This window comes from Rhodopseudomonas sp. BR0M22 (assembly GCF_010907035.1).
In the GTDB taxonomy this organism is placed as follows: domain Bacteria; phylum Pseudomonadota; class Alphaproteobacteria; order Rhizobiales; family Xanthobacteraceae; genus Rhodopseudomonas.
Genome location: NZ_QUMK01000030.1, coordinates 1 through 12,164 on the forward strand (window position 1 = coordinate 1; position 12,164 = coordinate 12,164).

At 66.7% G+C, this 12,164-nt stretch carries 8 protein-coding genes; 4 read left to right on the plus strand and 4 right to left on the minus strand.

Annotated elements, in window-relative coordinates; translation table 11 throughout:
* The first annotated feature begins 770 nt into the window (after nt 1-770).
* Complete coding sequence (locus DY468_RS11685) at nt 771-1,874, plus strand: hypothetical protein (protein ID WP_164604983.1); 1,104 nt, start codon at nt 771-773, stop codon at nt 1,872-1,874.
* A 12-nt stretch (nt 1,875-1,886) separates the two neighbouring features.
* Here DY468_RS11685 and DY468_RS11690 read toward each other — a convergent pair whose 3' ends face one another.
* Complete coding sequence (locus DY468_RS11690) at nt 1,887-3,173, minus strand: MgtC/SapB family protein (protein WP_246700954.1); 1,287 nt, start codon at nt 3,171-3,173, stop codon at nt 1,887-1,889.
* 475 nt (nt 3,174-3,648) lie between these two features.
* On the opposite strand from DY468_RS11690, the gene DY468_RS11695 reads away from it, so the two are divergent.
* The 3 genes from DY468_RS11695 to DY468_RS11705 all read left to right on the plus strand — a co-directional run bounded on the left by DY468_RS11695 (nt 3,649) and on the right by DY468_RS11705 (nt 8,667).
* On the plus strand, nt 3,649-3,804 hold the full coding sequence (locus tag DY468_RS11695) for a DUF3096 domain-containing protein (RefSeq protein ID WP_013500996.1): 156 nt from the start codon (nt 3,649-3,651) through the stop codon (nt 3,802-3,804).
* A 91-nt stretch (nt 3,805-3,895) separates the two neighbouring features.
* Nucleotides 3,896-6,913 carry a pyruvate, phosphate dikinase gene (gene ppdK, locus DY468_RS11700; protein WP_164604984.1) on the plus strand — a complete coding sequence of 1,006 codons (3,018 nt, stop codon included), beginning with the start codon at nt 3,896-3,898 and terminating at the stop codon, nt 6,911-6,913.
* A 323-nt stretch (nt 6,914-7,236) separates the two neighbouring features.
* Entirely contained in the window at nt 7,237-8,667 is a 1,431-nt protein-coding gene (locus DY468_RS11705; protein WP_164604985.1) for a cell wall hydrolase, read from the plus strand.
* A 76-nt stretch (nt 8,668-8,743) separates the two neighbouring features.
* Here DY468_RS11705 and DY468_RS11710 read toward each other — a convergent pair whose 3' ends face one another.
* The 3 genes from DY468_RS11710 to DY468_RS11720 all read right to left on the minus strand — a co-directional run bounded on the left by DY468_RS11710 (nt 8,744) and on the right by DY468_RS11720 (nt 12,081).
* Nucleotides 8,744-9,406 (minus strand): hypothetical protein, encoded by a 663-nt coding sequence (locus tag DY468_RS11710; protein WP_164604986.1) that lies wholly within the window; start codon nt 9,404-9,406, stop codon nt 8,744-8,746.
* A gap of 167 nt (nt 9,407-9,573) precedes the next feature.
* A complete protein-coding gene (nadC, locus tag DY468_RS11715; protein WP_164604987.1) occupies nt 9,574-10,449 on the minus strand; it encodes a carboxylating nicotinate-nucleotide diphosphorylase in 876 nt (291 codons plus the stop codon).
* 15 nt (nt 10,450-10,464) lie between these two features.
* On the minus strand, nt 10,465-12,081 hold the full coding sequence (locus DY468_RS11720; protein WP_164604988.1) for an L-aspartate oxidase: 1,617 nt from the start codon (nt 12,079-12,081) through the stop codon (nt 10,465-10,467).
* Between the last annotated feature and the right edge of the window lie 83 nt (nt 12,082-12,164).

A 12,164-nucleotide genomic window follows, 5' to 3' on the forward strand; every position in this document is an offset into this window, starting at 1 on the left:
TTTTCCAGGCGCCGGTCACCGAACCGTCCCAAACCAACATCCATCTGCTCCTCCTCGTCCGCGACCGATATCGAGTCAGAGAAAGCTGCCGCCCGCAACAGACAAAGCAGATGTGTGAATGTCGTAGGGCTCGACCCGGCAATCCATCCTTCTTTGTGAAGAGTCTTCGCAGACGCGCTACGCGCGTGATGGATGCGCGGGTCGAGCCCGCGCATGACGCCGGGTGTGGGGCTGCCTCCTTGCCGTGGCCGCCACGAGTCATTCCGGGGCGCTCGCGTCAGCGAGCGAACCCGGAATCTCGATGTGGTCGTGCTCGGCACACGCCACGCGCCACGCGCCTCGCTGCGTCACCCTCTGCAATAACTTCGAGATTCCGGGTCTGCGTGCTGTCGCACGCATCCCGGAATGACGGTGCTTGTGGCGAAGGTGTCCGGCGTCTGCTCCGCCCTCACCACGAGTCATTCCGGGGCGCCGCGTAGCGGCGAGCCCGGAATCCATAACCACCGATGTTGGTGGTGGAGCAGGGCGTGTCGACGGCTGTGCCTCCCGGTGAGTTCAGCGAGTATGGATTCCGGGCTCACCAGCTTCGCTCGTGCCCCGGAATGACGGAAGGGGGAGGGCGTGTCCTCGAGGAAGACCCCCGTACCCCTCAAAACCTGCACCGATCAGCAACATTACGAAACAATTAACCGGTCGTTAACCATGTCCTGACAGGTTGGCGGTCGGTAACGGTTCCTTAACCGTCCTCCTCGGCAGCGGGGCGCTACGCCATGACCAGCATCACCAACGGGCTGAACAATTACGCGCAGTACGGCGCCGCCTATGCGCGGACCGCCGGCGTGCAGACCTCGCTGGCCACGATCCTGAACGGCAGCGGCGACGACGTGCTGCCAAACGCCAGCAACAATGCGGCGACGCAATTGACGCTGTCGGCGGCGGCGCGGGCGCAGCTCGCCGGCGGCTCGTCCAAGGACTTCTCCGCGGTGATCAGCGATAGCCGCGCCGCGATCGACAAGCTGTACAAGGCGTCGGGCGTCGCGGCGCCTTACGATGCCAGCGGCAAGCCGACCATCGATCTGTCGGGGCTGGACCGCCGGGCGCTGTTCGCGATCGCCTCCAATGCCGGCGGCGGGTTCACCGACGCCGAGCAGACGCTGGCAGCGGCCACGCGTATCGCGCAGTTCAACGACGCGCTGTCGCCGGCGACGCAGACCGCCAATCTGATCGGCGACTTCAGCACCGTCTACAAGGCGGCGGCGAGCTATCTCGACAGCGCCTCCAGCGAAGAGAAGGCGACCGCGACCTGGCAGACCGAGCGCGCCGCGATCACCAAGGGGCTGGCGGCGACGCAGAGCGATCCGTCGAAGATTCCCTCCGGCATCAGCAACGATCCGGTCGCCGCCTATCTGGCGCGCTATCCGTCCGGCAGCACCACCACGGCCAAGGATTTCGGCAGCGTCGCCAAGCAGGCCCGGGCCGCGCTCGACGATCAGGCCAAGCAGGCCACCGCCGCTGGCAAGCTGCTGGTGTACGATCCGGCGCGCAAGACCGGCCAGCAGGCGGATCTCTCGGCGCTCGACAACCGCGCGCTGTCGGCGATCTCGCTCAACAAGGACGACCTGTTCTCCAAGGAAGAGGTGTTCGCCGCCAAGCGCGAGCTCGACGGCCGCAATCGCGCCAGCATTCTGGCGGCGCTGAAGCAGAGCCAGACCTCCGGCAATCCGGCGGATTTCAGCCTCGGCCTGCTCAACACCTATGCGGGCATGAGCGCCGAGGAGCGGACCGCGACCAACTGGACGCCGGCATTCCGCGACAACGCGGTGCAGAGCTACAAAGCCACCAACTCGCTGCTGTCGATGCTGAAGCGCGGGTAGGCTCGCCGCCGCTCACGCTGCGATCCGCGCGAGCCACGCCGCCAGCGCGACACCGCCGATCGCCAGTCCCACCAGCACCACTGCACTCGGCCAGGTCCGCCGGCCTCCGAACGCGACCGCATAGGCGGCCTTCAGGACGTTGTTGGAGGAGGCCGCGATCAGCACCGCGATTGCCACCGCATGTTCGCCGATGCCGGCGGTGCCGCCCTGCGCCAAGTTGAGTACGAAGGGGTCGATGTCGGAGAAGCCGACGATCGCGGCCAGCCAGTAAATGCCCTGCGTGCCGAATTCGGTTTTCACCCAGGTCGAGGCCAGCGAGATCGCCACGAACAGCACCGCGAACACCGCGGCTGCGCCGAGTTCCAGCGGGTTGCCGCGCTCCGACGGCTGGGTGGCTTCGCCGCCCGGCGCCTTGATGATCAGATATTGCAGCGCTGCAATCGTCAGGGCGACCGCGGCGAGCCCGAGCATCGGTGCCGCAAGGGCGCGCGCCAGTGTCATGTTGAACACCGCGATCACCACCAGGATGCGCAGATACATGATGCCGGTCGCGAGCGTAATCCCGGCCGTCGCCTGACGCCGGAACGTTTCGCTAATGGCAGCCTGCCGCGCCAGCACCACGGTGGTAGCGGTCGAGGAATACAGCCCGCCGAGGCCGGCCATCCACAGCCCTTGCGCGGCGCGTTGCCAATAGCGCTGCGCCAGGTAGCTCGCATAGGACAGCGCCGACACCAGCGTCAGCGCCAGCCACACCTGGCGCGGCGTGATGCTGGTGAGTGTCGTCACCGGCTCCGCCGGCAGCAGCGGTAGCACCACTCCGCTGAGGATCAGGAACTGTGCCGCGGTGGTGATCTCGCGGGTGTCGACCTTGTGCACCAGCCGGTGCAGCCAGTCGCGCCCTGTCAGCAGCATCACGGCCGTCACCGTCACGCCCACCGCGACCCAATGCGGCAGCGCCAGCGCGATGGCACCGAGCAGATAGGCGTGGACGTTGAGCAGCAGCACCACCAGCCCGGCGTTGCGTTCGCCCTGATCGTCACGTTCGCGCAAATGCACCGTGTAGAAGATCGACAGCCAGACCCCGAGCACCAGCAATCCGCCGGTGAAGCCGACCAGATGGGTGGGATCGAGCCAGTACAGCACGCCGCCGCCGAGCGACAGCAGCGGGAAGGTTCGCACGCCACCCGGGCGCGCGGATTTGCGCTGCTCGAAGAACTCCTCGAACGCGAAGCCGAGAAAGAAACTCAGCAGCAGCAACAGCGCCAGACTGTGCACGGAGGGCGTTGCGATCATCGGCATCGGCAAGGGGCCGTCCCTACGCGGAACGAGTATGGCGCGGGGGAGGGCCGCGACGCCGGCACGCGAACCGTGCCGGCACGGAACTCTAGCAGCCAGCGGGAGGTGGGAGAAGCGATCTCGATCTGCCGCGCCGGACATGGAAGAGCCCCGCCCGGCGGGGGAACGGGACGGGGCTCTCCGATCCAGCCGCATCGGTTGCGTCCGGACCCACGTTCAAGCGACTTGTGCATCCACCTGAACGATCGGATTGCAGCGTTCGGGACAGCGAGCGCAGCGTATGTGTTGTGAAGGCAATGCGGGGCTCCCGGCGATGTTCCTTGCAGCGATGTCGCATCCGCGGTGATTTTTGCGGTGCAGGGAACCGGGGACCGTGCGTCGGCGTCAACAGCCGCCGGTATCGTTCCTCGCTGGCGTCCGCTACCAATTCGCATGCGATTCGATCGTGATCGCTTCCCTCCGCCGGAGACCGTCTGCCATGACAATCACCACTGCCCACATTCCAGCCATTGTTGCGCTGATCGCCGGTATCCTGATTCTGGTGATGCCGCGGCTGCTGAACTTCATCGTCGCGATCTATCTGATCTGTGTTGGATTGATCGGGCTCGGAGCGTTGCGTTTCTTGCATCTTTAGTCGTCTCGGGTTCCGCCGCCTTGCTTGCGACTGCCAAAACGTGGTCTAAAGCGCCCGTTTTCTGTTCCTCTTTCGCGGACCGTTGAGAGCCATGGCTAAAGCCGCTTCGAAGAAGAAGACCGCCCCGAAATCCAAGTCTTCCGGGACTGCGCGTGGAAAGGGCGCTGCCGCGTCGAGTGCACGCAAGGCAGTGGCGAAGAGCCCGCCGAAGCCGGCCAAGAAGGCGGTTAGCAAGCCGGCGGCCAAACCCGCCGCAAAGGCCCCCGCGAAGTCGAAAGCCGTGACCAAGCCGGCCGCCAAGACCGCGACGAAGACCGCAACCAAAGCCACGGTGACCAAGGCCGCCGCCAAGCCCGCGACCAAGCCGGCCGCGAAGGCCGTTGCCAAGCCCGCCAAAAAGGCCGCGGCGAAAGCAGTCGCCGCGCCGAAGGCCGGAAAGTGGGTCTACACGTTCGGTGACGGCAAGGCCGAAGGCCGCGCCAACATGCGCGACCTGCTCGGCGGCAAGGGCGCCAACCTCGCCGAGATGGCCAATCTCGGCCTGCCGGTGCCTCCGGGCTTCACCATCCCGACGTCGGTCTGCACCTACTTCTACGCCAACGGCAAAACCTATCCGAAGGAGCTGCAGTCGCAGGTCGAGCGCGCGCTCGAGCACGTCGGCAAGCTCACCAATAAGAAGTTCGGCGACGCCAAGAACCCGCTGCTGGTGTCTGTCCGCTCCGGCGCCCGCGCCTCGATGCCGGGCATGATGGACACCGTGCTCAACCTCGGCCTCAACGACGAAACCGTCGAGGCGCTGGCGGAGAAGTCCGGCGATCGGCGCTTCGCCTACGACAGCTATCGCCGCTTCATCACGATGTATTCCGACGTGGTGCTCGGTTTCGAGCATCATCACTTCGAGGAAATCCTCGACGCCTATAAGGACGCCAAGGGCTTCACCCTCGACACCGATCTCGATGCCGACGACTGGGTCGACCTGGTCGGCCAGTACAAGGACGCGGTGGCGCGCGAGACCGGCGAGGACTTCCCGCAGGACCCGCACGCCCAGCTCTGGGGCGCAATCGGCGCGGTGTTCTCGTCGTGGATGAACGCCCGCGCGATGACCTACCGCCGCCTGCACGACATTCCCGAGTCGTGGGGCACCGCCGTCAACGTTCAGGCGATGGTGTTCGGCAATATGGGTGAAACGTCGGCGACCGGCGTCGCCTTCACCCGCAACCCGTCGACCGGCGAAAGCCGGCTGTACGGCGAGTTCCTGATCAATGCGCAAGGCGAGGACGTCGTCGCCGGCATCCGCACCCCGCAGGACATCACCGAGCATGCCCGCATCGAGTCCGGCTCCGACAAGCCGTCGATGGAAATGGCGATGCCGGAGGCCTTCAAGGAGCTGACGCGGATCTACACCCTGCTTGAGAAGCACTACCGCGACATGCAGGACATGGAGTTCACGATCGAGCAGGGCAAGCTCTGGATGCTGCAGACCCGCGGCGGCAAGCGCACCGCCAAGGCGGCGCTGCGAATCGCGGTCGAGCTCGCCAATGAAGGCCTGATCAATCGCAAGGACGCCGTCACTCGGATCGAGCCGGGTTCGCTCGATCAGCTCCTGCATCCGACCATCGACCCCAACGCCAAGCGCGACGTCATCGCCACCGGCCTGCCGGCCTCGCCCGGCGCCGCCTCGGGCGAGATCGTGTTCTCGTCGGACGAAGCCGCCAAGCTGCACGCCGACGGCCGCAAGGTGATTCTGGTCCGGATCGAGACCAGCCCTGAAGACATCCACGGCATGCACGCTTCGGAAGGCATCCTCACCACCCGCGGCGGCATGACCTCGCACGCCGCCGTGGTGGCGCGCGGTATGGGCAAGCCCTGCGTCTCCGGTTGCGGCACGATCCGCGTCGATTACGGCCGCGGCACGATGATGATCGGTTCGCGCACCTTCAAGGCCGGCGATATCATCACCATCGACGGCGGCAACGGTCAGGTGCTGGCCGGCAAGATGCCGATGATCGAGCCGGAGCTGTCGGGCGACTTCAACACGCTGATGAGCTGGGCCGACGAAGTCCGTAAGCTGAAAGTGCGCGTCAACGCCGACACCCCGGCCGACGCCCGCACGTCGATCAAGTTCGGCGCAGAGGGCATCGGCCTGTGCCGCACCGAGCACATGTTCTTCGAAGAGACCCGCATCCGCACCGTGCGCGAGATGATCCTCGCCGAAGACGAGCAGTCGCGCCGCGCCGCGCTCGCCAAGCTTTTGCCGATGCAGCGCGCCGATTTCGTCGAGCTGTTCGAGATCATGAAGGGCCTGCCGGTGACGGTGCGCCTGCTCGATCCGCCGCTCCACGAGTTCCTGCCGCACAGCCACGCCGAGATCGAGGAAGTGGCGCGGGCGATGAACGCCGATCCGCGCCGGCTCGCCGATCGCGCCCGCGAGCTCGCCGAGTTCAACCCGATGCTCGGCTTCCGCGGCTGCCGTCTGGCGATCGCCTATCCGGAGATCGCCGAGATGCAGGCCCGCGCGATCTTCGAGGCCGCCGTCGAGGCCGAGAAGCGCACCGGCGAGCAGGTCGGCCTTGAGGTGATGGTGCCGCTGATTGCGACCCGCACCGAGTTCGAGCTGGTCAAGGCCCGGATCGACGCCACCGCGCATGCGGTGAACCGCGATACCGGCAGCGACCTGAAGTACCAGGTCGGCACCATGATCGAACTGCCGCGCGCCTGCCTGATGGCCGGCGATGTCGCCGAGAGCGCCGAGTTCTTCTCGTTCGGCACCAACGATCTGACCCAGACCACCTTCGGCATCAGCCGCGACGACGCCGCCAGCTTCCTCGGCACCTACATCGAGAAGGGCATCTTCACGGTCGATCCGTTCGTCTCGGTCGACCGCGACGGCGTCGGCGAACTGGTTCGGATCGGCGTCGAGCGCGGCCGTAAGACTCGCGCCAACCTCAAGGTCGGCATCTGCGGCGAACACGGCGGCGATCCGGCGTCGGTGGCGTTCTGCCACGAGATCGGCCTCAACTACGTGTCGTGCTCGCCGTACCGCGTGCCGATCGCGCGCCTTGCCGCCGCGCAGGCCGCGCTCGGCAAAGCGGTCGCCAGCCAGGCGTAAGCGGCGCTTCGCCAATTGAACGGACTTGAAGTGGCCGGGCATCGTCCCGGCCATTTTTCTTTCGGGCCGTCATGCGATCCATTCGCCGGTCCGTGCGCAACGTTTCGTTAACGACGTTTTGTAGCTCTATCTTTACCACCGTCGTGAAGCCGCGATTCACCATGCGGTCGCGTAGTTCCGCCAACTAACAGCTTGCCGTTGCGTGTTGCACGCGTGCATCGGTCATTAACGCACGGGCAACTTTAATCGGATAACAACGCAAACGATCAACTTGTCCGAAACCGTCGGACTTGATCGCGAGTAAGCGTTGCGTGAGCGTATCGATGTCAGTCATGCGTAACCGGTCGAAGGGCGCACGGATTGCGTCCTTCGGCCTCGGGGTCTGTGTCTTCGCGGCGCTGCCCAATGAAATCGGCCACCAGGATATCGCGTCGCTGCTGGTTCGGCAGACCGGCGTCACCGAACGCTGGCAGAAGCGGATGTTCGCTTCGTCGCTCGGTTCCGTGCAGGTCGCGACGTTCTCGTTCGGCCGGCCGATCGGCACTTGGGCGCCGCAGCTCGGCGCGTCGCGTCTCGTCAGCATCGAGGGCCGCAGCGGCGGCCTGGCCACGACCCGCAACCCGCTGCTGGAGCCGCCCTCGCGCTATCAGGCCTCTGACTATCCGAAGGTCGACCGCACCCTGAAGGGGGACCGTCTGGCGCTCGCCAAACCGGAACAGACGCCGCATCTGGAAGTCGCGCCGGAGACGGACGATGCAGGATCGCAGGCGCCGAACGTGACCGGCACCAAGACCAGCGAGCAGCCCTCCGATACTGAACCGAACATCGCTGTCTCCGCCGCCGACGCAGCACCTGCGCTCGATCCCGAGCTCGCCGAAGCGCTGCAGTCGGAACCATTGCCGCAATACGACGGATCGCTACCGCTGGATGCGCAGCACCAAGGGGCTGCGCCTGCCGCCACCGCGACACCGCGCGATCCGTTCGCGCTCAAGACTGCCAGCCTGTTCTTCGGCACCGGCTCGCTCGGTGGCATGGAGGAGACGCTGGAACAGTGGCAGCCCGGCCAAGAGCCGATCATCGTGTCGCCGAATGCCGCCGATCCGGACATGAAGTCGCCGCAGGCCGCCCTCGGCGATCCGAACGCGGCCGGCGAGACGGTGGCCGGCAAGGGGCAGGTCAACACCGACCACCACGTCAAAACGCCGGCCGAACGCCTCGGCCTCGTCGCCGGTTCGAAGCTGTGGGCCAAGCATGAAAAGTGTTTGGCGGAAGCGGTGTATTTCGAATCCCGCGGGGAAAAGGTGCGCGGCCAGATCGCGGTGGCGCAGGTGGTGCTGAACCGCGCGTTCTCCGGATTCTACCCCACCAACGTCTGCGGCGTCGTGTACCAGAACAAGAACCGCCGCTACGCCTGCCAGTTCACCTTCGCCTGCGACAACGTCGCCGACGTGGTCCGCGAACCGGAGATGTGGGATCGCGCCCGCAAGATCGCCCGCGCGATGCTCGACGGTAAGCTGTGGCTGCCCGAGGTCGGCAAGTCGACCCATTACCACGCGTACTGGGTGCGGCCGTCGTGGGTCCACGAGATGAAGAAGATGTACAAATTCGGCGTACACACCTTCTATCGTCCGCGCGCCTGGGGCGACGGCAGCGATGCCCCGAGCTGGGGCAGCGCGGCCGAAACCGCCTCGATCTCCGCCCGGCTCGCCGAAGCCGCCAAGAGTTCGGCCGAGATTCAAGCCAAGGGCAATTGATCGGCGCGGTACCGGCGTCCGCCAGGCCGGACGGTCCGGCCGGCGGCTGTTGTCACTTGATCGGCGCGGCTTGTGGTCAGGCGCTGAGGTCGGTCTGGCGTTCCGACGACGACGGCGATGAGTGATAGGATGCCGCGCCCTGCGCCGAGGTGCGCTGGCCCGCCTCAACCATCGCGGCGAACGCGGCGTCGAGTTGCTCCCGGCTGTAGGTCGAGGACGTACTCTCGCGCGGCTTCCATTGCGCCTGCGTAATCGCCGTGGAGGCTTTCTCGACCGTGCCGCCGAGCCGCCTAGCGTAGTTCTCCGCCCGCCACTGCGCGAGATTCGGACCGAGCAATCCGGGTGGGTCCTGCAGGTCGCCGACTGCGCCCGCGGCACGGTTGGACATTTCCGAGACGCCGCTGTTGTAAACGGTTGCGACCACCTTTCCGTCGACCTTGATCTGGGCGTAGGTATTCTCGGGTGCATTGTCCGCCGGGCCCGCCGGGGGCTCGTTTGCGCGCTGCATTGTCAGCCAGGCCGTTGCCAGCATGTCGCGCAGCTCCGGAACATCCAACGCCGAGATCGGTGTTCCTCCGGTCAAACGTTTGACCTGCGAGACGTCGATCCTGAATCCGCCTGCATCGCTGCTGGATGTCGTCGTCGCCGCGTTGTCGGATGCCGTCGTGCTACGCGTCGAGCCGGTGACTGCCGAGGGGCGCGCATAGGCCGAATTCTGGCTGACTCCCGTTGTGATCATCACCTGTCCTCGCGGTCTTCCGGTCAACGCCTCAAAAGATACGAGGCAAGTTCCGGGCCGCCGAGGAGCGTTGAAAGTGCGAGCCTTTTTGATCGAGGCAGCGCGACCAGCCGGCAATTCCCGCCGTGCGCGGCAGAAAATTCCGAACGCTGGTCGCGCTGAGGCTGCTACGCGTCGATGTCCAGCGCCACGTCGAAGTTCGGTGCCGAGTGCGTCAGCGCACCGGAAGAAGCGTAGTCGACGCCGGTGGCGGCGATGCTGCTGATCGACTCGCGCGTCACCCCGCCGGAGGCTTCGAGCACGACGCGGCCGGCGCTCATCGCCACCGCCTGCTTCAAGGTGTCGAGATTCATGTTGTCGAGCAGCACGACGTCGGCGAGGCCGGTATCCAGCACCTCGCGGAGCTGATCGAGGGTGTCGACCTCGATCTCGATCTTGACCAGATGGCCGATCTTGGCCCGCGCCGCTTCCAGCACGGGGCGGATGCCGCCGGCCACCGCGATGTGGTTGTCCTTGATCAGGATGGCGTCGTCGAGGCCGAAGCGGTGGTTGAAGCCGCCGCCGCAACGCACCGCGTATTTCTCCAGCGCCCGCAATCCGGGTGTGGTCTTGCGGGTGCAGCAGATCCGCATCTTGCTACCAGCGGTGTGGCGGACGTAATCGGCGGTGAGCGTCGCGATGCCCGACAGTCGGCCGACGAAATTCAGCGCGGTGCGCTCGCCGGTCAGCACGGCGCGAGCCGGGCCGGAGATCGTCAGCACCTGAATACCTGCCGCCACCGTGTCGCCGTCGCGCGCATGCGCGGTGATGGCGACTTCGGCCGAGAGTTGCCGGAAGGTTTCGATCGCCAGCGGCAACCCGGCGATCACGCCGGCCTGGCGCGCGACCAGAATCGCGTGGGCCTGGGTCGCTTCCGGAATCGTCGCAATCGAGGTCACGTCGCCGGCGCGGCCGAGATCCTCATCGAGCGCGCGGCGCACCGCGTCGGTGATCGCCAATGGCGACAGGAATGCATCGGGATGCAGCAGCGCAGACGGCAACATGAAAGGTGGTCCTGATCAGGCGAGCGCGGATTGCGCAGAGAGGCGAGGCGAGGGCGCGGCACCGCCTCCGAGCGCCGCGGCACGTTCGCGCGCCTCGGCGAGCGAGGTGGTCGTGCGCGTCGCCTGTGCCGGGTTCTCGGCCGGATAATCGGCGCGATAGTGCGCGCCGCGGCTTTCGGTGCGCGCCAGCGCCGCAGTGGCGACCAATAGAGCGGTGGTCGCCATGTTGGCGAGCGTCGTCGAGGTCGTTTCGGCCTCCAGCGCCGCGAAGGTCCGTACCGCTTCGGCCAGCCCGTCGCGGTCGCGGATCACCCCGACCTTGCCGGCCATGGTCTGCCGCAGCAGCAGCTCCTGCGCCGGATCGATCGGCGTGGTGGCCGGTTCGTGCGTCTCGAGGCGCGATTTGGTGGCGGAGAGCTCGGTGCCGGCGATGTCCTCGGCGATCCGCGCCGCATACACCACCGCTTCCAGCAGCGAGTTCGAGGCGAGCCGGTTGGCGCCGTGTGCGCCGGTGCAGGAGACCTCGCCTGCGGCCCACAGCCCACGCAGCGAGCTGCGGCCGTTCATGTCCACCGCGATGCCGCCCATGTGGTAGTGGGCTGCCGGCGCGATCGGAATCGGCTGTGTGGCCGGATCGATGCCGGCCGAGATGCAGCTCTCGTACACGGTCGGGAAATGTTCGGCGAAATGCGCGCCGAGCGCCTTGGTGGCATCGAGATAAGCGCCCCGCCCGGAAGCCACTTCTGCGAACACGCCGCGGGCGACAATGTCGCGCGGCGCCAGTTCGGCGAGCGGATGCGCGGCCAGCATGAAGCGCTCGCCCTGGCCGTTGATCAGGATCGCGCCTTCGCCGCGCAGCGCCTCGGTGGCGAGCGGGGCGGGATCGCGGCCGACCATGATGGCGGTCGGATGGAATTGTACGAATTCCGGATCGGCAACTCGCGCGCCGGCACGCGCCGCGATTGCCAGCCCGACGCCGCGGGCTTCGATCGGATTGGTGGTCACGGCATAGAGATGTCCGATGCCGCCGGTGGCCAGCACCACGGCGCGTGCCGGGATGTGCATCGGCGTGCCGGCGGCTTGGCCGACCTTGCGCAGCCGCAATCCGGCGACCGCATCGTCGTGCATCATCAGCCCGTCCGCAAACCAGCCTTCGATCACTTTGATCGACGGCGTGGCGCGCACCGTCTCGGTGAGTGCGCTGATGATTGCCTGTCCGGCCATGTCGCCGCGGACGTGAACAATGCGCCGCGCCGAATGCGCCGCTTCGCGCGCCACCGCCAGACGGCCTTCAAGGTCGCGGTCGAACGGCACCCCGTAGCTGAGCAGATCGTGGATGCGTGCGGCCGCTTCGCCGGCGAGGCGATGCGCCACCGCCTCGTCGACCAAACCTGCGCCGACCGCGATGGTGTCGGCCGCGTGCGATTCGGCGCTGTCGCCTTCGCCGACCGCGGCGGCGATGCCGCCCTGCGCCCAGGCGGTGGAGGCGCCTTCGCCGAGTGGCGCGGCGCTGATCACCGTCACCGGACGCGGCGCCAGCTTCAGCGCACAGAACAGGCCGGCGAGACCGCCGCCGACGATGACGACGTCACCATGGACGCCAAGATGTGCGAACTCGGGCGTGCTGCTCATGCGGCGATCCAACTCTCACGCGACTGTCCGCGAACGCCTTCGATGCACAGCGATGGCGGCACGGACGCCGCCATTCGTCGCGA

What these genes read in the sequence shown, in the direction of transcription:
- DY468_RS11685 (WP_164604983.1), top strand. Translation starts at nt 771, where the DNA reads ATGACCAGCATCACCAACGGGCTGAACAATTACGCGCAGTACGGCGCC.
- DY468_RS11690 (WP_246700954.1), bottom strand. Translation starts at nt 3,173, where the DNA reads ATGCCGATGATCGCAACGCCCTCCGTGCACAGTCTGGCGCTGTTGCTG.
- DY468_RS11695 (WP_013500996.1), top strand. Translation starts at nt 3,649, where the DNA reads ATGACAATCACCACTGCCCACATTCCAGCCATTGTTGCGCTGATCGCC.
- ppdK (WP_164604984.1), top strand. Translation starts at nt 3,896, where the DNA reads ATGGCTAAAGCCGCTTCGAAGAAGAAGACCGCCCCGAAATCCAAGTCT.
- DY468_RS11705 (WP_164604985.1), top strand. Translation starts at nt 7,237, where the DNA reads ATGTCAGTCATGCGTAACCGGTCGAAGGGCGCACGGATTGCGTCCTTC.
- DY468_RS11710 (WP_164604986.1), bottom strand. Translation starts at nt 9,406, where the DNA reads ATGATCACAACGGGAGTCAGCCAGAATTCGGCCTATGCGCGCCCCTCG.
- nadC (WP_164604987.1), bottom strand. Translation starts at nt 10,449, where the DNA reads ATGTTGCCGTCTGCGCTGCTGCATCCCGATGCATTCCTGTCGCCATTG.
- DY468_RS11720 (WP_164604988.1), bottom strand. Translation starts at nt 12,081, where the DNA reads ATGAGCAGCACGCCCGAGTTCGCACATCTTGGCGTCCATGGTGACGTC.